Source organism: Paenibacillus oleatilyticus (genome assembly GCF_018998565.1).
Classification (GTDB): Bacteria; Bacillota; Bacilli; order Paenibacillales; family NBRC-103111; genus Paenibacillus_G; species Paenibacillus_G oleatilyticus.
This window is the reverse complement of record NZ_JAHNZO010000015.1, coordinates 42784-63690: the sequence shown is the minus strand read 5'-3', so window position 1 is coordinate 63690 and position 20907 is coordinate 42784. Positions and strand designations below refer to the sequence as shown.

General features: G+C 57.9%; 22 protein-coding genes. All 22 read left to right on the top strand.

The window, feature by feature from the left end:
- Positions 1-103 precede the first annotated feature (103 nt).
- The 22 genes from KQX66_RS19730 to KQX66_RS19630 all read left to right on the top strand — a co-directional run bounded on the left by KQX66_RS19730 (position 104) and on the right by KQX66_RS19630 (position 20878).
- Positions 104-604, top strand: coding sequence for an RNA polymerase sigma factor (locus KQX66_RS19730; protein ID WP_216794525.1), 501 nt, complete (start codon positions 104-106; stop codon positions 602-604).
- Between the two features lie 285 nt (positions 605-889).
- A complete protein-coding gene (locus KQX66_RS19725) occupies positions 890-2056 on the top strand; it encodes an ROK family transcriptional regulator (RefSeq protein ID WP_216794524.1) in 1167 nt (388 codons plus the stop codon).
- Positions 2057-2283: 227 nt separating this feature from the next.
- Positions 2284-4215, top strand: a complete 1932-nt coding sequence (locus tag KQX66_RS19720; protein WP_216794523.1) for a heavy metal translocating P-type ATPase — start codon at positions 2284-2286, stop codon at positions 4213-4215.
- Positions 4216-4413: 198 nt separating this feature from the next.
- Complete coding sequence (locus KQX66_RS19715) at positions 4414-4590, top strand: hypothetical protein (protein ID WP_216794522.1); 177 nt, start codon at positions 4414-4416, stop codon at positions 4588-4590.
- Positions 4591-4833: 243 nt separating this feature from the next.
- On the top strand, positions 4834-6576 hold the full coding sequence (locus KQX66_RS19710; protein ID WP_216794521.1) for a methyl-accepting chemotaxis protein: 1743 nt from the start codon (positions 4834-4836) through the stop codon (positions 6574-6576).
- A 71-nt stretch (positions 6577-6647) separates the two neighbouring features.
- Entirely contained in the window at positions 6648-6881 is a 234-nt protein-coding gene (locus KQX66_RS19705; RefSeq protein WP_216794520.1) for a hypothetical protein, read from the top strand.
- A 191-nt stretch (positions 6882-7072) separates the two neighbouring features.
- Positions 7073-7717, top strand: coding sequence for an ethanolamine utilization microcompartment protein EutL (gene eutL, locus KQX66_RS19700; protein ID WP_216794519.1), 645 nt, complete (start codon positions 7073-7075; stop codon positions 7715-7717).
- Positions 7718-7744: 27 nt separating this feature from the next.
- The gene (locus KQX66_RS19695; protein ID WP_216794518.1) at positions 7745-8272 is read left to right on the top strand and encodes a BMC domain-containing protein; all 528 of its coding nucleotides are present in this window, start codon (positions 7745-7747) and stop codon (positions 8270-8272) included.
- Positions 8273-8290: 18 nt separating this feature from the next.
- Entirely contained in the window at positions 8291-9787 is a 1497-nt protein-coding gene (locus KQX66_RS19690) for an acetaldehyde dehydrogenase (acetylating) (RefSeq protein WP_216794517.1), read from the top strand.
- A gap of 76 nt (positions 9788-9863) precedes the next feature.
- Positions 9864-10151: an ethanolamine utilization microcompartment protein EutM gene (gene eutM / locus KQX66_RS19685; protein ID WP_010499900.1), complete on the top strand. Its 288-nt coding sequence runs from the start codon at positions 9864-9866 to the stop codon at positions 10149-10151.
- A gap of 5 nt (positions 10152-10156) precedes the next feature.
- Positions 10157-10945 (top strand): phosphate propanoyltransferase, encoded by a 789-nt coding sequence (gene pduL, locus KQX66_RS19680; protein ID WP_216794516.1) that lies wholly within the window; start codon positions 10157-10159, stop codon positions 10943-10945.
- 6 nt (positions 10946-10951) lie between these two features.
- The gene (locus KQX66_RS19675; RefSeq protein ID WP_216794515.1) at positions 10952-11812 is read left to right on the top strand and encodes a hypothetical protein; all 861 of its coding nucleotides are present in this window, start codon (positions 10952-10954) and stop codon (positions 11810-11812) included.
- A 13-nt stretch (positions 11813-11825) separates the two neighbouring features.
- Entirely contained in the window at positions 11826-12107 is a 282-nt protein-coding gene (locus tag KQX66_RS19670) for a EutN/CcmL family microcompartment protein (protein ID WP_216794514.1), read from the top strand.
- 10 nt (positions 12108-12117) lie between these two features.
- On the top strand, positions 12118-12459 hold the full coding sequence (gene eutS, locus KQX66_RS19665; protein ID WP_036676849.1) for an ethanolamine utilization microcompartment protein EutS: 342 nt from the start codon (positions 12118-12120) through the stop codon (positions 12457-12459).
- A 3-nt stretch (positions 12460-12462) separates the two neighbouring features.
- On the top strand, positions 12463-12903 hold the full coding sequence (locus tag KQX66_RS19660) for a EutP/PduV family microcompartment system protein (RefSeq protein ID WP_216794513.1): 441 nt from the start codon (positions 12463-12465) through the stop codon (positions 12901-12903).
- A gap of 156 nt (positions 12904-13059) precedes the next feature.
- Entirely contained in the window at positions 13060-14502 is a 1443-nt protein-coding gene (locus tag KQX66_RS19655; RefSeq protein ID WP_216794512.1) for a sensor histidine kinase, read from the top strand.
- A gap of 56 nt (positions 14503-14558) precedes the next feature.
- A complete protein-coding gene (locus tag KQX66_RS19650; RefSeq protein WP_216794511.1) occupies positions 14559-15152 on the top strand; it encodes an ANTAR domain-containing response regulator in 594 nt (197 codons plus the stop codon).
- A 19-nt stretch (positions 15153-15171) separates the two neighbouring features.
- Complete coding sequence (locus tag KQX66_RS19645; RefSeq protein ID WP_216794510.1) at positions 15172-16650, top strand: ethanolamine ammonia-lyase reactivating factor EutA; 1479 nt, start codon at positions 15172-15174, stop codon at positions 16648-16650.
- The gene (locus KQX66_RS19640) at positions 16647-18008 is read left to right on the top strand and encodes an ethanolamine ammonia-lyase subunit EutB (RefSeq protein ID WP_216794509.1); all 1362 of its coding nucleotides are present in this window, start codon (positions 16647-16649) and stop codon (positions 18006-18008) included. Before KQX66_RS19645 ends, KQX66_RS19640 begins: the two co-directional genes overlap by 4 nt.
- 36 nt (positions 18009-18044) lie before the next feature.
- Positions 18045-19016: an ethanolamine ammonia-lyase subunit EutC gene (gene eutC / locus KQX66_RS19635; RefSeq protein WP_216794508.1), complete on the top strand. Its 972-nt coding sequence runs from the start codon at positions 18045-18047 to the stop codon at positions 19014-19016.
- Positions 19017-19117: 101 nt separating this feature from the next.
- Entirely contained in the window at positions 19118-19246 is a 129-nt protein-coding gene (locus tag KQX66_RS37815; RefSeq protein WP_010499887.1) for a hypothetical protein, read from the top strand.
- Positions 19247-19309: 63 nt separating this feature from the next.
- Positions 19310-20878: an amino acid permease gene (locus KQX66_RS19630; protein WP_216794507.1), complete on the top strand. Its 1569-nt coding sequence runs from the start codon at positions 19310-19312 to the stop codon at positions 20876-20878.
- The last annotated feature ends 29 nt before the right edge of the window (positions 20879-20907 follow it).

Below are 20907 nucleotides of genomic sequence, written 5' to 3'. Positions count from 1 at the left end.
CCGGATTGATTTTTTTATTTCCAAAAAAATTTTGTCGTTTTAAGACCAAATGCCTCCGTTCATTGTCTAATGATATGAGAAGGCAATGAAAAGGAGGCACACCATGGATCGTACGGATGAATTAAGCTTAATGAAAAAGGTTAGAGCAGGAGATACGAAGGCGTTCCGGGAGCTGGTTCGTCCGTACGAGCAACGGGCCTTCAGCACGGCGCTGGCGATTCTGGGCTCGCAGCCGTTGGCCGAGGAAGCGGTGCAGCGCGTATTCGTCGAGACGTACCGGACGCTGAAGCGGAAGGACATTCGCCCGTTCCACGCCTGGCTGGACGACAGGATTGCCTGCTCCGTCTTGGACGCCGCCGGGAAGGGGCTGCGGCAGGAGACGTTGACCGACGCCGACCGCGCTCTTCCGGAGCATAGCGATTTGCTGCGGTCCGTTATGACGCTGGAGCTGCCGTACCGTATCGTCATGGCGTTTAGGTATTGCCAGCAGCTCACGATCCCGCAGATCGCCTCGCTCTTGAACGTCGACGAGAGCGAAGTGAGGAGCCGGCTTCACCAAGCCCGGTTGAAGCTGCTTCAAGGATCGTGTCCGCTACCCGCATGATCGGCATCATACGAGATAAAACAAGAGGTCCCGGTCTTGGGCATCGTTTCATCATCGCTTAGGGCTGGGGCTTTTTTACATCTTCCATGATTTACAAACAAATATTGACAAATGAAAAATCCATGCTATGATTCAATTATTAACACCAATGGATTAATTATAGAGGTCCAATGAATTTTAACCGCTTTCAGTTTGGCGGTCCACATTTTTATGTCTTGCAATGACTTGGTAGTTGAGCTTGTTAAGACTCTAATTAACATGGGTGGAATAAAGAGGTTTTGGCGTATGAAAAAAATTGTGAAGCACGATCAAGACGTCATCCGGCAGCATAACAAGCAGATGATTCTTGATATTATTAAGGAAAAACGGCCCATTTCGCGGGCGGAAATCACGAAGATCACCAAGCTCAGTCCGACCTCCGTCGGGCGCATTGTCGGCGAGCTGTGCGAGCAGGGGCTGGTGCGGGAAACGGAGCTTTCGTCCGGCGGCGTCGGGCGCAAGGCGATAATGCTTGATATCGATCCGCAGGCCGTCTTTTCGATCGGTGTCGATATTGGTAAGAAGATCGTACGCTTCGGCGTGATGGAGTTCAGCGGCAAGCTGCTGTACGAGCTTCCGGTCGGGCATACCGCGATCGAAACGGAAGCTGGCCGCACGATCGATCTCATTGCCGATACGATCAACCGGCTGGTGAAGGAGCAGGGGCTGGACCGCTCGAAGCTGATCGGCATCGGCATCGGTGTGCCCGGCGTTATCGACCACGAGCGGGGTGTCGTTCAGTATTCGTCGACGCTGGGCTGGAGGAACGTGCCGCTCGCCGCCCATATTAAGGAGCGGACGGGGATCGATACGGTGATCGACAACGACCTGAAGGTCAAAATATTGGCCGAGTACTTGTGCGGCTCCGCGCGGGGCTCGAAGAAGACGGCGTTGATCGAGCTTGGCACCGGCGTCGGCTCCTCGCTGATCATTGACGGGGAGATTTTTCGCGGCGGCTCCAACAGCGCCGGAGAGCTCGGACATACGACGCTCGATCCGAACGGCAATTTATGCGAATGCGGCAAGCGGGGCTGCCTGCAGACGTACATCGACGAATCGGCGATTTTGCACGAGGCGAACCGGATCGTCGAGATTGGCGATATTGGACAGCTGTTCGAAGCGGCCCGCAGCGACGAGAGCTGGGCGAAGGAAATTATTTCGCGCACCTCGCTGTATATCGGCATTGCGATCAACAATATCGTGTGCATGTATAACCCTGACGCCGTCATCCTGAGCGGCAACATGGTGGAAAATTACAGCGATATCGTCCCTCTGATCGAGGAGCAGTGTGCACAGGTCGTCTGGGAGCCGTTCCGCGGCGGATTCAAGATCCTCGCTTCCGATTTGAAGGAGCGATCCATCGTCATCGGCGCGGCCTCGCTTGTGCTGAACAATTACGTAAATCAAAGCTGAGCGCCGCCTCCCGCAAAGGGAATTAATGAAGGCAAAATAACCCTTTACTTTCGAAGGCCGCAGACTTATAATAACTTTAAAAAGTTGCCCCGACACAAAAATGATGCACCAATACAAAAATGAAAATCATTCTCACTTCCATGCTGTTCCCTATTAGGGAACAGCATGAGTCATTTTTAGGGGAATAAAAACGATAGTCATTCTCAACGAAAAAGGAGTTGCTGAACATGGTCCACTCGGCAGATGCTGCTCAACCTATCGACAAATCGGAAGTAAAGATGAAGAAAGGCACGATCGCTTCCGTGCTGTCGCGTTACGGCGAAGCGATCGCCGCTTTGGCAAGCGGCGTCTTGATTGCGGCTGCCTGGGTCGCGGGACACTCGTCCCCGACCTTCTCGATATGGCTTTACTGCTTCGCTTTTCTGATTGGAGGTTTCGTCAAGGCTAAGGAAGGATGGCTCACGCTTGTCCGCGAAAAGGATCTGGATGTCAACCTGCTCATGATCGTCGCGGCCATCGGCGCAGCCAGCATCGGTTACTGGACGGAAGGCGCCGTATTGATCTTTATTTTCTCGCTCAGCGGCGCCTTGGAGACGTTCACGATGGAGAAGAGCTCCAGAGACATTTCGTCCTTGATGGATTTGAAGCCGGAGACGGCCATCGTGTGGGAAGAAGGGGCGGAGAAGCGGGTTCCCGTCGAACAGCTGCGGATTGGCGATCTGGTGCTGGTCAAACCGGGCGAGCGCCTGCCCGCCGACGGGATCGTCCAGGAAGGAAGCTCGGCCGTCAACCAGGCTTCAATTACCGGCGAGAGCATTCCGGTGGATAAAACGGCGGGGGACGAAGTGTTCGCCGGCACCCTGAACGGTCAGGGCGCGTTGTTCGTGCAAGTAACGAAATCCAGCGAGTCGACGCTCTTCTCGAAGATCATCCGCCTCGTTCAAGAAGCGCAAAGCGAAATGCCGAAATCGCAGCGGTTTATCGAACGCTTCGAACGCATTTATGCCAGAGCCATCATTTTGGTGACGCTGCTTCTCATCGCGCTCCCGCCGTTTCTGTTCGGATGGAGCTGGAACGATACGCTTTACCGGGCGATGGTGTTTTTGGTCGTAGCCTCGCCTTGCGCGCTGGTGGCCTCCATCATGCCGGCGATGCTCTCCGCCATATCCAACAGCGCGAGAAAAGGGCTGCTGTTTAAGGGCGGCGCCCACTTGGAGCGCGTATCGCACATCCGCGCCATTGCGTTCGACAAAACGGGCACCTTGACGTACGGAAAACCGTCAGTGACGGATTTTCTCACTTACCAGGCTTGGAGCGAAGAGGAGCTGCTGCGGATAGCGGCTTCCGTCGAAAGCTTATCCACGCATCCGATCGCCCAAGCTATTGTAGGCAAGGCCGAAGAAATGTCGTTGGAACTGGAGCGGCCTTCCGATTTTCAGGCGCTGGCCGGGTGGGGCGTTCAAGCCCGGTTGGCCGGGGAATTCTGGAAAATCGGAAAGCCGGGCTTCTTCGAAGAAGCCGGGATTGACGAGCGGATTCTCTCCGATGTCCGCAAGCTTGAGCAGGAAGGCAAAACCGTCGTTTTGATTCAAAACGCCGCTGGCACTGCCGGAATGATCGCTCTTCAGGACGCGATCAGACCGCAAGCCAGGGAGACGATCGCCAAACTGAAGGAGCTGGGCGTGCAAGTCGTCATGCTGACGGGAGATCAACGGCTGACAGCCGAGGCGATAGCCAAAGAGGCCGGGATCGATCAGGTGTATGCTGGGCTGCTTCCGGAAGACAAGTTGAACATCGTCAAAACCTTGAAGGAGAAGTACACGCACGTCGCTATGGTGGGAGACGGGATCAACGACGCTCCGGCCTTGGCCGCGGCATCCGTCGGTATTGCGATGGGGGCGGCAGGCAGCGATGCGGCGCTGGAAACGGCCGATTTGGTGCTGATGAACGACGATTTGGACAAAATCAAGGAAGCGATTGTTTTGGGAAGACGCACGACGCGGATCATCAAGCAGAACATCGCTTTTGCCGTTACGGTAATCGCCTTCCTGATTGCCGCCAATTTTTTCAAAGGAATTCCGCTGCCGCTCGGGGTCGTAGGCCATGAAGGAAGCACGATTCTGGTCATTTTGAACGGACTCCGGCTGCTTCGCTCCTAAACGGCTGCATATTATACCGTTCCGGCTGCGGCCGGATTCGTCGCCCCCGCGAAAGACGGGGGCTTTTTTCTTGCGTTCCGAGGGAATTCCAGCTGTCTTTCCGGTGGTCATAAAAAACCATTGTAATTTCGTAAAAATACGCTACAATAATGATAATGATTATCATTTTTACACAGGGAAGACAAGGGAGAGAAAAGGATGGATCTGTTACTTCCGATTACTACGGTCGTATTGGTTATCTTGGGAAGCGTCTGCTTGTTCATATCCATTGAAAATGACCGGCGCGTTCGCGAATTCAACTCGAAAGGCCTCTCCTCACAGCGGGTGCGGGAATCGGACGATTCTTCCAAACGCAGCACCGAGAGCTTCGCTTAAATCGGCCAGAAACTGCTGACCATAGAACAACAATAAATCGCCTGCCACCGGGAAACCGGTGGCTTTTTGCGTTGGTCCTGGAGCCAAGAAAGCGATTCGCTCCGGGAGTTTTGCGGATTTGTATAATTTTTCTAAAGTTAAGGGCGGTTCTCAACGATAATATTACTAAGCGACAGCGCTGCTCCGCACGGTAGGCTCGGCGGACCAGAGCAGTATAGTTCAACGGATGAAGGAGTGCATGCTATGAAAAATCGCAGTTTAGTCGTGAAAGCCGGGTGGGTGCTGGTCGTCCTGCTGATCATCATGTCGGCCGCATTTACCTCGATGTCTTATCTTCGGGAAAGAACCATGTATTTCGAATCGTTATTGTATATTGAAGAGGCGATGGACGCTCAACTGGAGCTGCAGAGTGCAGATATCCAGGCGGCCGGACAAAAGATGTCGCTCGGCTACGACAAGTATATGGCTGACCCGGCGAACGTTCGTATTCAGGCGCAGCTGGAGAAAATGCTCACAAGCAGTGTCGTTACCAACAGCTACTTGATGTCACCCGAGATGACGACGAAGGACAATAAGCACTATGCGAAGATGATGCAGGCCAATCGGACCTTGAACGAACACGGAGCGAAGGTTTTGGAGGATTACGAGCTGTCGGCTCAATTTCAGCGAGCGTATGAGGATGCGTTGAAGAAGGGGACAGGCATGACCGACGTGTATACGGATGCCTCGGGCACGTGGATTTCCATTCTGAGCTCCATTCGGACGGATAAGGGCGAGACGGTCGCCGTGTTCGGCCTCGACTTCGACTACGGCCTGATTCAATCGGATTTAAACCACGCGCTGCTGCTCAATATTTTGATCGGCCTTGCTATTGGCGGTCTGTTTATCGGGCTGATGATTTGGCTGCTGATTCGAACGGTCCGTCCGCTCAAACGGATGGCGGAGGTGTCGAAGCTTGCCGCCGAAGGGGATTTGTCCGTTTCCGTGCCGGTGAACGGACGCGACGAGATCGGACTTGTCTCCGAGCATTTCAACCATATGGTCGAAAGTATCCGCAAGCTGGTGGGCAGTATTAAAACCCATTCCGACGAAGTGGCGGAATCGTCCGATCTGCTGACCGTCAGCGCGAAGCAAACGGCCGAGGCGACCGGCGAAGCGGCCCGCGCGGTCGAAGAGGTTGCCGCCGGCGCGGAAAATCAGCTGCAGAGCGCCGAGGAATGCAAGCGGGCGATGGTGGAGATGGCTACAGGCATCGAACGAATTGCCGAATCGGCGGGCGTCGTCGCCGATCTGTCCGCACAGACGTCGCTGGATGCGGCGCAGGGCAACGAGGTCGTGCAGCAGATGGTCGCGCAGATGAACCGCATCGAGTCGGTCATGACCGAGACCGGCGGCGTCATCCACGAACTGCGGACTCGCTCGGAGGAAGTCGGCGAGATTATGGCGCTGATTGCCGATATCGCGAATCAGACGAACCTGCTGGCGCTTAATGCGTCCATCGAAGCGGCACGGGCGGGAGAGCACGGCAAAGGGTTCGCGGTGGTCGCCATCGAGGTGAGGAAGCTCGCGGAGAAGTCCAAGGAATCGTCTGAGCATATTGCCGCTCTGTTGCGGGAGATCGAAGCCAACACGAAGCGGGCGGTCGCCTCGATGGAAACGGGCGTGAACGAAACGTCCAAAGGAACGGCGGCCGTGGGGCAAGCCGGCGAAGTGTTCGAACGCATCCTGCATGCGATTCAGCAGGTGGCCGGTCAAGTGCAGGAGGTGTCGGCGGCTTCCGAGGAAATGTCGGCAGGCACCGAAGAAGTCGCTGCTTCCCTGGAAGAACTCGCCCGCATCGCCCAAGAGGCCGCGGACAATACGCAAAATGTGGCGGCATCCTCGGAGGAACAACTGGCGGCCATGGAGGAGATTTCCAGTGCTTCGGGCCATTTGAAGGAAATGTCGGTTCTGCTTCAGCGGCAGGTGAATGCCTTCAAGCTTTGATATACTTCTAAAGCCCCTTTCCCCCGAATAAGCTGTAGTATGGAGATTCGGGAACGGGGGGAGGAACAAAAATGAAGCGAATCACGGCACGGCGGATCGGATGGGTCATCTTCGGCTGCATGCTGGTCTCCGCCGCCGTGCTGCTGTATCTGCAAATTATAGGTGAGCTGATGCTTGGCATCGCGCTCGTGGGCATAACGTTTGCGCTATCTATGGGCCTGTTGTGGATGTCCGAGCTTGAGGACGAGGCGGCCGAACGGGAGAAGAAAAAAGGCCGGATAAGCCGGTTTGAGCGGTCGAGGTAAAAATTGAGATGGCCCACTTCGATGACAGCGCTTGCAATATCGAGTGATTTGTTTTACAATTCAAATATGAACACCAATAAAAAAATAGCATGAAGGCAACGGTGCCTTTGGATCGGAGAACGCGTTCGCGCATTCTTCGCTCCGGGGCGCCTTTTTGTCGTCTTTTGATGTATGCAGCGGAGGTGAACCAAGTGAAGCAGCCGATTCGAGCCGTGCCGCTGGCCGTCCGTATCATTCCGAATGTGGACCCGGAGCTGGCCCGGAAGCTGGAACTGAAGCCGGAGATCCGGAGTTTGGGGATGTTAACGTCGAGCATCGACGACGTCGGCTATACGGCGCTGGACGAGGCGACCAAGAAGGCGGCGGTGGAAGTGGTATATGCCCGTTCCTTTTACGCAGGCTCGGCGCATGCCTCGGGCCCGCTGTCGGGGGAATTTATCGGGATGCTGGGCGGCCGGACGCCGGCCGAGGTGAAGAGCGGGTTGGATGCGGCAATCGCTTTGATGGAGAGCGGCGCGTGCTTTTATTCCCTGAACAGCGAGGGCACGCATGCGTACTACGCTCACGTCATTTCGAGAACGGGTTCTTACTTGTCCCAGGTGGCGGGCATCGTCGAAGGCGAGCCGCTCGCGTATTTGATCGCGCCGCCGCTTGAAGCGGTGTACGGCTTGGATGCCGCATTGAAGGCGGCGGACGTCAGGCTATGCCAATTTTACGGCCCGCCGACGGAGACGAACTTCGGCGGCGGCTTGCTGACGGGCAGCCAGTCCGCTTGTACCGCGGCGGCGAGCGCTTTTGCCGATGCGGTTCTCAGCGTCGCGCGGGACCCGAAATAATCTGGTTAACGAAAGCGGGTGATGGAGATGACACAGTCAATGACAGCGCTGGGACTTATCGAGACGATCGGCGTACCCGCCTTGATCGCTGCAGCCGATGCGGCGGCGAAGACGGCGGACGTCCGGGTTATGACGTTTGAAAAAGCGGATGCAGGACTCATTACCGTATATATTGTCGGGGATGTCGCCTCCGTTCGAGCTGCGGTTGAGGCAGGCGGAGAGGAAGCCCGCAGGGTAGGCAAGCTGGTCGGAACGCATGTGATTCCGCGGCCGGATCTTTCCGTTGCGGCGATGCTGGAGAGCATATGGCGGAAGAACGCCCCGGCGGAGCCGAAGCCGTCTGCGGAGTCGGCTGCCGACGAGACGGCAGCGGACGAAGCGGTGGAGCTTTCCGGGACGGAAGGCGGGGAATCCGCCGAGGCGCTGGCCAAGCTTTCGCTGCAGCAGTTGCGCGAGCTGGCCCGTACCACCCCCGGATTCCCGCTGAACGCTTCCGGCATCAACACGGCGGCGAAGGCCGAGCTGATCCGGTTGCTTACGGAGAAGAAGGACTGAAGGGAGTGAGAACCCGATATGAAGCTGGACGCCGATTTGCAGGCGATACAGGAAGTGCGCAGCCTTCTGCAGGAAGCGGACCAAGCCCAGAAGCTGCTGGAAAAAATGACCCAGTCGCAGATTGACGACATCGTCGCTGCGATGGCCCGGGCGGCCGAGGCGGAAGCCGTGCGGCTGGCCGAGATGGCCGTGGAAGAGACCGGGTTCGGCAAAGTTGCCGATAAAACGGCTAAAAATCTTTTCGTCGCCCGAAACGTTTACGGGTCGATGAAAGACATGAAGACGGTCGGGATCGTCCGCAAGGATGACGAGCGCAAGGTGTGGGAAGTGGCGCAGCCGGTCGGCGTCGTCGCCGCGATCATCCCGTCGACCAATCCGACGTCGACCGTCATGTTCAAGTGCATGATCGCGCTGAAGGCGCGCAATGCGATCGTCATCAGCCCGCATCCGTCGGCGCTGCGCTGCTCGCTGGAAGCGGCCAAGGTGATGAGGCAGGCGGCAGAGAAGGCGGGGGCTCCCGCCGGTTTGATCCACTGCTTGTCGAAGCCCTCGGTCGAGGCGAGCAACGAGCTGATGAAGCACAAGCGGACGGATGTGATCCTGGCGACCGGCGGCACGGCGATGGTCAAGGCCGCTTACAGCTCGGGCAAGCCCGCGTATGGCGTCGGGCCGGGCAACGTCCCGGTGTACGTGCATCACAGCGCGAACCTGTCCCGTGCGGTCAGCTTGATTTTGCAAAGCAAGACGTTCGATTACGGCACGATTTGCGCGTCGGAGCAGGCGATTGTCGCCGACGCGTCGATCAAGCCGCAGCTCGTCGAAGAGCTGAAGCGGCAGGGCGCCTATTTTCTGGATGAAGAGCAGAAGCGCAAGGTCGGCTCGATTTTGACGATCGGCAAAGGCTTAAACCCGAAGGTCGTCGGCCGGTCGCCGCAGGTGATCGCGGAGATGGCGGGCTTTACCGTTCCGCCGGAGGCGCGGGTATTGATTGCGGAAGAAACGGGCGTCGGACACGCGTATCCGTTCTCCGTAGAGAAGCTAAGCCCGGTGCTGGCGCTCTACACCGTCAAGGATTGGCTGGAGGGCTGCAGCCGCTGTATGGAGCTGCTGGAGCTCGGCGGACTCGGGCATACGCTCGGTATCCACTGCGAGAACGAATCCGTCATCGAGGCGTTCGGGCTGGAGAAGCCCGCTTCGCGCATCGTCGTCAACTCGGGCACGACGTTCGGCGGCATCGGCGCTACGACCGGCATTACGCCGTCGTTTACGCTGGGGTGCGGCTCGTTCGGCAACAATATTACGTCGGATAACATCGGTCCGCAGCATCTGCTCAACATCAAGCGTGTCGCCTTCGGCATCCGTGAGATGGATATCGCTCCCGCGGCGGCGCAGGCGGTAGAGCGGACGATGGAAAAGCTGCAGCCGGAAGTCTCCGGCAATCCGGGGATTTCGCGGGAGGATGTTCTGCAGATCGTCCGCAGCGTGCTATCTGAATTACAACTGGAAGCCAAGTAAGTTTCACTCGGTAAGTTAATCGGATAAGTTCCATTTTGCATCATAAACTACTTTTTATTCCAGGGAGGAATAGACAATGGCAGGAGAATTGGCAGCACTCGGAATGGTAGAAACGAAAGGACTCGTAGGATCGATTGAAGCAGCAGATGCAATGGTCAAAGCGGCAAATGTTAAGCTGATCGGAAAAGTGCATGTCGGCGGCGGTTTGGTAACGGTCATGGTGCGCGGCGATGTAGGCGCAGTGAAAGCAGCTACGGATGCCGGCGCGGCAGCTGCGGAAAAAATCGGCGAGCTGGTTTCCGTACACGTCATTCCGCGTCCTCACACGGATATTGAATTCATTCTGCCGAAGCTTGAAGGCTAATCCCTATGGCGCTGATTACGGAAACGAGTCTACGCAGCCGATTGGCGCAGGGGCTCCCGAATCCGTATCCGATCGCGGCCGGGGACCTGCTGACGCCGGCGGCCAATGACTTTCTGAAAAGCCGGGGCATCGCCATTCAGCGTCTGAAGGCCGAAGCTCCGGCGGCCTTGCCTGCGGAGCCGGCGCCTGAAGCGCCACTCCTGCCCGTCGGCGTCTCGGGCCGGCACGTGCATTTGTCGCCGGAGCATGTCGAGGCGTTGTTCGGCGAGGGCTACCAGCTTACCCCGCTGAAGGAGCTGTCGCAGCCCGGACAATTTGCCGCACAGGAAACGGTTACGCTGATCGGTCCGAAGGGCGTTCTGCAGAACGTGCGCATTCTCGGACCTTCGCGCGGGGCGTCCCAGGTGGAGATATCCCGGACGGACGGCTTTGCGCTCGGCGTGAAGCCCCCTGTCCGTTTGTCGGGCGATCTGGAAGGCACGCCTGGCATCACGGTGGCCGGCCCGAAGGGCGCGGTCGTGCTGACGCAGGGCTTGATCGTCGCCAAAAACCATGTCCATATGTCGCCTGACGACGCCCAGAGGTTTGAGGTGTCCGACGGGGACCGCATCATCCTGCAGACCCGTGGCGACCGGCCGCTGGCGTTTACGGACGTTGTGGTCCGGGTGAACCCTCGCTATGCGCTTGACGTTCATCTCGATACGGACGAAGCCAACGCCGCTCAATTGAACACCGGAGATACGGTGCAAATGATCGGCAAAAACGGCGTGTTCACGCGTGCGGAAAGGGGGTAGCGAAGCATGGAGATCAAACCGATGGTCGAATCGATCGTCCGTGAGCTTGTGCAGGCGATGCAGGCGGAGCAGGCGAAAAAGCCTAAAGTGCTGTATCTGTTCTGCGACAGCACCGCGCACGAAGCGTTCACGGATCATTTTATATTGCTCAAAAATAGCGGAATCTGTTACGATATGCTATTTCTCGATGGAGAAACATCTTCATGGCTCGGCCTGCATAAAATCGAATGCGCCGGTCCGGGCAAAATCATTGCCGCCGACGAATATGCGCCCGCGCCGCTGGAGCTGCCGCTCGAATACGACGGAATCGTCATTCCCGAGATCGATGTGGATAACGCCGCGCGTGCTGCGCAGGGGCTGAAAGGGACGGTGAAGGCGGAGATTTTGTTTTCCGCGCTCGTCTTGAATAAGTTCGTGCTGATCGGGGACGATATACCCGGATTGAAACGGGCGGACCGGCGTACGCTGAAAACGCTGACGCTGCCGAAGCCTTACGTTAAGCTGTTCGAGCGCTATAAGCGCGAGCTTGCAGCTCTTGGCGCGGAGTTCGCTCCGCAGAAGCTGCTGGCGGAAGCGGTCGTGCGCAAATGCGGCGTCGAGCAGCGCCAGCCGGGCAACGAGGCGCCGGCTCGCGGCACATCGTCGCCGGAAGCGGCAGACGCTCAAGCCGGAGCCGCGAACGGCAGTACGGCAGTCGCAGGCAGCGCCGTGTTCGAAGGCAAGCTGCTGACCGCCGAATGGGTGAAGCGGCAGACGGATACCGCACCGGACGTGCGGAAGCTGATCCTTGGCAAGGGAACGATCGTTTCGCCGCTGGCGGCGGATTTATTGAGGGAGAAAGACGTCGCGGTCCAGTATGCGGAGTAAAGGGTGAAGTCCTATGTTTATGGGAAAAGTGATTGGCAGTGTATGGGCCACGCAGAAGGAAGAGGGCATGGACAACCTGAAGCTGATGGTCGTTCAGCCGATGGATTTCAAGGACCGCGAATCAGGACAGCCGGTCATCGCCGCAGACCGCATCGGAGCGGGCGTCGGCGAGAATGTGATCGTCTCCAGGGGAAGTCCTGCCCGCGTGCTGTTCAGCGGTAAAATGGTGCCCATCGACGCCATGATCGTCGGCATTGTAGACAGCTTCGAAGTCGGCGACGACAACGGCGGTTAGGAGGAGGCGTATGGAACAGGAGAAACAGCGGGTCATTCAGGAATATGTACCCGGTAAGCAGCTTACGCTCGCGCATGTCATAGCCAACCCCGATCCCGTGCTGTACACGAAGCTCGGGATCGAGAAGGCGAGCGCGATCGGCATTCTGACGTTGACGCCGACGGAAACGGCGATCATCGCGGCGGATATTGCTACGAAAGCCGCGAACGTCGATATCGGCTACTTGGATCGCTTCACCGGCTCTCTAGTCATCGTGGGCGACGTATCCGCGGTCGAAATGGCCATCGAATCGGTCAACGAATTTTTGCACGAGAAGCTGAAATTTTCAATCGCTCCTTTAACGAGGTCGTAAGCCATGCGTAAAGTCATGATCATCGGCGCCGTGGGCGCCGGCAAATCGACGTTGGTCAAAGCGCTGATGGGCGAGCAGGAAGCGGCGGTCAAAACGCAAAGCCTTGTGTTCCACGACTGGCTGATCGATACGCCGGGCGAGTACAGCGAGAATCCGCTCTACTATCGTTCGCTGATGGCGACATCGCATCAAGCGGCGGCGATTTTGCTCATACAGGACGCGACCCGCGAGCGGAACTATTTTCCGCCCGGATTTGCAGGGGGCTTTCCGATTCCGGCCATCGGAGCCGTTACGAAAATCGATCACCCGAAGGCCAATTCGGACCGGGCAGTCTCGCTGCTCCGGTCATCGCTGCCTCAAGGCGAGATTCTCTTGACGTCGGCGGCCGGCGGCGAAGGAATCGCCGAGCTGAAGGAGCTGCTGCTGGGCATCGTGAACCGGTAGCTTCAAGCGTGTAGTAGTAGTTACGAAAGGGAAACCTACCGGCAAGCGCAGGTTACAGGAAGAAATTTACCTTGTGTAAGGGCTTTCTTCGCAGCGCGGTTTGTGTGACAATAAAATCGGTGCATGTACAAATCGATACGTCGTGAGGGATTGCTTATGCCATCGATTGCCGAACTGTGCGCGGAGCGCACCCTTTTATCTACAGAAGAAGTGGAAGTTATTATAGATTTGTCGCGAAATTTGCAATTGTTCGCCGACGTGTTCCAGTCGGACGTGTTCATCGACTGTCCGCTTGCGGATCAAGGCACGGCGCTCGTCGTAGCCGAGGCTAGGCCGACGACGGCCCCGTCGCTCTACCACTCGTCAGTGGTGGGGATGCACGCTTATGCGCACAACGAGCCGGCCGTCATGTTTTGCCTGCTGTCCGGTCAGCCGGTCATCGGTTCCCGCGGAATATCCCAGGAGCAGATTGCGATGCGGCAAAATGTCGTTCCGATCCGGGCCAAAACCGGCCGCGTGATCGGCGTGCTGATCATGGAGCAGGACATTTCGGAGATCGTCGAGCAGGAAAAAAATGTGGAGCGGCTGCGGGAAACGACGGAGCAGCTCAGTGAAACGCTGCTTGCGGTCGCCTTGTCGGAAAGCAGCGTCCAATCGCTCATGCACGAGGGCATCGTGTTGTTCGACGGGCAGGCGCATATCACTTATGCGAACCCGCGAGCCCGGCAAATGCTGCAGGAGATCGGGCACGGCGGCGCGCCGGAAGGCTCAAGCCTGGTCGAGCTGTTTTACGGCAAGCTTGATCGCGCCTCACTGCTTGCGCCAACGGGCATCGTCCGTCAGGAGCTTGTGATCGGGCACGTCGCGTTGGAGCTGAAAACCGTCTCGATCAACCGGCAGCAGCAGGGAGCCCTCGGGCTGATGCTGATCCGGGACATCTCGGACTTGAAGGAAAAAGAGAAGCAACTCGTCATTAAATCGGCTGTTATCAAGGAGATTCACCACCGGGTCAAAAACAATCTGCAAACCGTCTCCAGCCTGCTCCGGCTGCAAATGCGCCGTACGAAGCTGGACGAGGTCGAGAAAATATATCGCGACAGCATCAACCGCATCAACAGCATTGCCGTCATCCACGAGATGCTGGCCTATGACGGGCTGGAAACAATCCAGTTCAACGATGTGCTGGATCGCATCGCGAAGAACGTCGTCTCCTCCACGGTCAAGCCGGATCAAGCGATCCGCATCGCCATTTCGGGGGATACCCTAACGCTGCCGTCCGACATCGCCACCACGCTGGCGCTTGTCTCCAACGAGCTCGTGCAAAATTGCGTGACACATGCGTTCGTCGACCGCGAGCAGGGAGACATTCGGATCTCGCTTTATTGCAGTGGGCAGATCGTCCGCATGGAGGTAGCGGATAACGGTGTCGGGTTGCCTGTCATGGGCGATGGCGCCCGCAAAGGCCATCTCGGGTTGAAAATTACGGAAACGCTCGTGCGCGAAAATCTCGGAGGCCTTCTGCAGATGGCTTCCACCGGGGAAGGTACGCAGGTTACGATTACGTTCCCGCTTTTCCCGGCCGAGCCGAAACCGGTCTAAACGCCCGCCGATCAAGCGGGTAATCATATTCGTCGGACTTATGAGGAGGTGTCAGGATGAAGAACTCGATCGTCGTCGTGGATGACGACCCGATCATTCGAATGGATATCCGTGAAATGCTGGAGGAAGAAGGCTATGCGGTGGCAGGGGAAGCGAAGAACGGCGAGGAAGCGATCGAGCTCGTCGCCGCGCTCAAGCCCGACCTGGTCATTATGGATGTGAAAATGCCGGTGATGAACGGCATTAAAGCGTCCCGCATCATTCGCAGTCTGCATGACACGGAAACGTCGGTCCTGCTGCTGACGGCGTACAGCCAGAAAGAACTGGTGCAGGACGCCCGCAGTGCCGGGGTTGCCGCCTATTTGGTCAAACCGGTGTCGGAGGAGGATCTGATCCCGGCGGTCGAAATTGCGCTTAGCCAGAAAGAAAGGATCGACTCGCTCAAAAAAGACCTGGAGCAGCTCAAGCAGTCGATCGAAGAGCGGAAACGGATCGAGAAAGCGAAAGGGATCGTTATGAAAACCTTCGCACTGGATGAAGAAGAAGCGTACCGGAAAATGCGCGCCGCCTCGATGGCGGAAGGCATGCCGCTGATCAAGCTGGCGGATGGAATATTGAAGGACGGGCCGCAGCGCTGGTTCGGTCCTTGAAAGAGCGGTGAGCGGACGCATGGAGCCACAATGGATTACCAGCGTAGGCATCGATATCGGCACGAGCACGACCAAAATGATCGTCAGCCGTCTGAAGCTGGTGCGGACGTCAGGCGCGCTCAGTCTTCCCCGCTTTGACATCGCGCAGCGGGAATTGATCTACGCGAGCCCGATCCACAGCACGCCGCTGCTCGGCGAAGACGAGGTAGATGCGGAGCGGATCTGGGCCATTCTGACCGATGAATACGGGCGGGCCGGCGTCCGGCCGCAAGAGCTGAAATCGGGCGCGGTGATCATTACCGGCGAGACGGCGACGAAAGCGAACGCGCGCCGGATCGTACACCTGCTGGCCGAGCGGTCCGGGGACTTCGTCGTCGCGACGGCCGGAGCCGACCTCGAAGGGCTGCTGGCCGGCAAAGGCGCCGGAGCGGACCGCCGCTCGCTGGAGGTGCGCGGCGCCGTCGCCAATATCGACATCGGCGGAGGGACGGCCAATGCGGCTGTGTTTTACCGGGGAAAAGCGGTCGGCACGGTGACGTATCATATCGGCGGACGCCTGATCGAGCTGAACGCTGAGGGAACGGTGACGAGCGTCTCGCCGTCGATCCGGCCGTGGCTGGAGGCTGCCGGATACCGTCTGGAGCCGGGGCATACCGTCAGCTACGCGCTGCTTGAGGACCTGTGCCGGGCGATGAGCCTCGCCATGCTCGACGATTTGGCGGGCATGACGGCTCCCGAAGAGCGCGATGCGGTTCGCAAGCTGACGCTGGGCGCTCCGCTGACGCAAGGGCCGCCAATCGAAGAATGGACGGTATCCGGCGGTATCGGGCGGCTGATGGAGGAAGCGAAGCCGCAGAGCTTGGCCGAAGCCGCCACGCACGGCGATATCGGACCGTTGCTGGCGCATACGCTCAAAGCGTGCGCCGCGCGGTATCCGATCCGGCTGGCGGTGCCCGATCAGACCGTCCGGGCGACGGTTATCGGAGCAGGCATGCAGAGTACGGAGATCAGCGGAGCTACCGTCCATCTGGACCCTACGCTGCTGCCGATCCGCAACCTCCCGGTATGCAAGCTGGACCTGACGCTATCGCTGCTCGAACAGCCGGCCTCGCTTGCCGAGGCCGTCGGGCAGACGATGCAGAGCGGCGCAGCCTTGTTCGAGCGGGACGCCTCGCCGCCGTTCGCGCTGGCTTTGGCCGGGCTCGAGCATTGCGGCTACGCCTCGCTTCAGCGATTGGCCGACCGGCTGAGCGAAAGCTTCGCCGCCTATTTTCCGGATAGCCGGGTGATGGTCGTCGTTTGCGACACCGACATCGCCAAGGCGCTCGGCCAATCGCTCGAAAAACGGCTAAAGGAACGGACGAAGATCGTGTGCATCGATCAGATCAAGGTCGAGCACGGTGATTATATCGATTTAGGGGAACCGATTGCGGGCATTATGATTCCCGTGGTCGTCAAGACGCTGGCGTTTCATGGCAGAGAGGGGGACCGACATTGAAGCTGAAAACCGCTTTACTCGGCAAAACATTTCAATTTCGCGATTTAAAAGACGTGATGGCCAAGGCTAACGAGGAAAAATCCGGAGATCAGCTTGCCGGGATTGCGGCCGAGGATGCCAAGGAACGGATGGCGGCCAAGCTGGTGTTGTCCGAGCTGACGCTGGCGGACATTCGTAACCATCCGCTGCTGCCGCCGGAAACCGATGAAGTGTCACGGATCATAGAGGAAGGCGTCAACGAGAAAATCTATGCGGAAATCCGCAACTGGACCGTAGCCGAGCTGCGCGAAACGCTGCTGCAGCACGAGACGGGCAACTCCGAAATACGCCGCATCAGCCGGGGGCTTACCAGCGAAATGGTAGCTGCTGCCGCCAAGCTGATGAGCAACCTCGATTTAATGCAGGCAGCGTCCAAAATGGAAGTGACAACCCACTGCAACATTACGATCGGGCAGAAGGGCGTGCTTGCGGGCCGGGCCCAGCCGAATCACCCGACGGATAACATCCAAGGTATGAAAGCGTCTTTGTTCGAAGCGTTAAGCTACGGAATCGGGGATGCCGTTCTCGGCATCAATCCTGTCATTGATTCGGCGGATAGCGTGAAGGAGCTGTTGAACGCGACCAAAGAAGTGATGACCAAGTGGCAAATTCCGACCCAAAACTGCGTACTCGCGCATGTGAAAACGCAGATGCGGGCGATCCGGCAGGGCGCTCCCGCCGACATGGTGTTCCAGAGTCTGGCGGGCACCGAAGCGGGCAACAAAGCGTTCGGTATCGACGTGGCGCTGCTCGATGAGGCGGACGACCTGATCCGGCGCGACGGGACGGGAACCGGTCCGAATCTGTGGTACTTCGAGACGGGGCAGGGCTCCGAGCTGTCCGCCGAGGCGCATTTCGGCATCGATCAGGTGACGCTCGAATCGCGGTGTTACGCGCTCGCCAGGAAATATAACCCTTTCATGGTCAACACGGTAGTCGGCTTCATCGGACCGGAATATTTGTACGATTCGAAGCAAGTTATCCGCGCCGGACTGGAAGACCATTTCATGGGCAAGCTGCAGCAGCTGCCGATGGGCGTGGACGTCTGCTACACGAACCATATGAAAGCGGACCAGAACGATATGGACAATTTGTCTGTGCTGCTGACCTCCGCCGGCGTCAACTTTCTCATCGGCGTGGCAATGGCAGACGACTGCATGCTGAATTACCAGTCTACCAGCTTCCACGATATTGCCACGCTGCGGGAAATGATGGGGCGCCGCCCCGCGCCGGAATTCGAGCGCTGGCTGGTCAAGATGGGCATTATGGAAAACGGACGCCTGACCCCGCTGGCCGGGGACCCGACACTGTTTATGTAACCATTCGTATAGCGCTGCGAGAGGAGGAGAGAAGCGATGACCATTTCATTGGACCGGCTTGTCGATCAAGTGATGGCGGAGCTGGAGAAGAAGCTTGGCACGGTCGGCTTGCCGGACAAAAAAGATGCGCCGGCTCCTAAAAGCACAACGGAAGCAGGCGATTTACAGCAAGATAAGGCCTCAAGCACGGGAGGCGGTAGCCAAGAGCATGCGCGCCAATCTCCTGTGACGGACGCCGGGTCCCATGCGGAGGAGTCTGGTATCCTCGGCTTCGGCGATGCGGCGTCGCATAACGTCCCGAATCCGAAGTGGGCCGAGGGCATGAACGAGCTGCTGGCCAACACGCCTGCGCGGATCGGCGTATGGCGGGCGGGAACGCGGCCGTTGACCCGGGAAATCCTCAAATTCCGCTGCGATCACGCCGCCGCCGTCGATTCCATTTACGGCGAGGTCAATCAGGCGGTGCTGGACGAATTCGGCATGTTTACCGTGGAGTCGCGCTACGGGAACACCGAAAATTATTTGAAGCGCCCGGACATGGGCCGGATCGTGACAGACGAGGGCGTGGAGCTGATCCGCAAGAAGTGCGTCATGAAGCCGCAGGTGCAGGTGGTCGTCTCGGACGGCTTGAGTGCGAACGCGGTCGATGCCAATTTGCGCGACGTCTATCCGTCCTTGCTGGATTCGCTGGAGGCCTACGGCTTGAAAACCGGCACCCCGTTTTTCGTGCGCGGCGGACGCGTTGCCGTTATGGACCAGATCGGCGAGCTGCTGCAGCCGGAGGTGCTCGTGCTCTTGATCGGCGAGCGGCCGGGGCTGGTGTCGTCGAAGTCGATGAGCGCCTATATGTGCTTCCGTCCACGGCAGGGAACAGTGGAAAGCGACCGCACCGTCGTCTCCAACATTCACCGCGGCGGTACGCCTCCGGTCGAAGCGGGCGCCCACATCGGCACGATTCTGAAAAAAATGATTGAGCAGCAAGCAAGCGGAGTCCGGTTGGAAATCTAACGGGAAAACGCTTGCAAAAATAGACATGTTCGCAGACGAACCCGCATAACCGTGAAAGAGAGCTTGCCAATCCAACGCGCCGGGGAGGGAGGTGAGACTGCATGGCTATGACGATCGGAATCGTATTGATCGCCGTCACTTGCTTGTTTGCTTTGTGGATTGTCCGGCTTGCCGGAAACAGCATTCGGACCTATGACGAAAGCGAGCATGAAAGCTTCCTCGGAAAATAAGCCGACCGGACCGGACCTTCCACTGTCATCCTGTTGTTATCCTTATGAAGGAGGCTGGGAACCATGAGCGAACATCTCCATCATCACGACAAGGACAAACAAGATTTGAACAAGTTCGGCTACGCGCAGGAGCTGCTGCGCAGTATGGGCGGTTTTTCCAACTTTGCGATTTCGTTCTCGATCATCTCCATCCTGACCGGCGCAGTATCTTTATACGGCCACGGCTTAACGTACGGCGGGCCGGGCATGATGGGCTTCGGCTGGCCGATTGTTGCGCTGTTCGTCATGTTCGTAGCTGCGGCTATGGCGGAGCTTGCTTCCGCAATTCCGACGGCCGGGGCGCTGTACCACTGGGCGGCCATCCTCAAAAACAAGCGCTGGGGCTGGTACACGGCGTGGATCAATCTGATCGGTCAGATCGGCATCGTTGCCGGGATCGACTACTCCGTCGCGCTCTTCGCCGATCCACTGCTTGGCGGCGTGTTTGGCTACAACTCCAACAATACGACCGTCCTCATCGCCTTCACGGTCATTCTGCTTACCCACGGTATTCTCAATCACATCGGCATCCGCATCGTCGCCAAGCTCAATGATTTTTCCGCCTGGTACCACATTATCATCGTCGCAGTTCTTGTCGTCTCCCTGGCTTTTTTTACAAAAAACGGCTTGAACAGCGTCGATTATTTGTTCAAAGTAGGCGAGACATTCTCTGACAAGCCTTACCTGTTCGCTTTTCTGATCGGGCTGCTGCAAGCGCAGTGGACGTTCACGGGCTACGATGCCTCCGCCCATACGATCGAAGAGACAATCAATCCCCGCGTCCGAGCGCCTTGGGGCATCTTCACCTCGGTTGCGTATTCGTTTGCCATCGGCTTCCTGATGCTCGCGTTCGTTACGCTATCGATCAAGGACGCCGCAGCAGCCGCCGGCTCGGAGAACGCGTTTATTTTTGTGATCAGCCAAGCATTAGGCGGCACATTCGGTTCCGTCGTGCTGTGGCTCGTTACCGCCGCGATGTGGTTTTGCGGCTTATCCTCCATCACTTCGTTTTCCCGGATGATGTACGCCTTCTCGCGCGACAAAGGCATGCCGTTCAGCGGCCAATGGGCGCAAATCTCCAAAAAATTCCGCACGCCGGCCAAAGCGATCTGGCTTGCGATTATTCTTTCGTTCCTGCTGGCCTTCGTCGATTATATCATCAAGACGGTCAACCCGGACGCGGCCTATACGACCATCGCGTTTCTGACCGCCGTCAGTGTCGTCGGCTTGTACGTGGCCTACGGCATCCCGATTTGGCTGAAGCTGCGGGCGAAGGCGCAGGGGCGGTTTCAGGAAAAGCATCTCGGCCCGTGGAACCTGGGCAAGTACAGCGATTTCGTGTCCGTGGTGGCCTTGATCTGGATCGTCTTCATCTGCATCGTCATGGTGATTCCGCCGAACGAGACGGCCGGTTATGCGCTCGCCGCCATGCTCCTTCTGCTCGTGATCATGGATGTGGCCTACTACAAAAATCATTTCCCCGGTCCGCTGGCTGCGCTGAACACGTCGATGGAAGACATTTTGCGCCGCGAACGGGAATTGGAGCAAGCGGGGAGCCCCGGCACCGGCTCAGGACTTTCACACAAAGCTTGATATAACATAAGATGCCCAAAAAGCCTCAT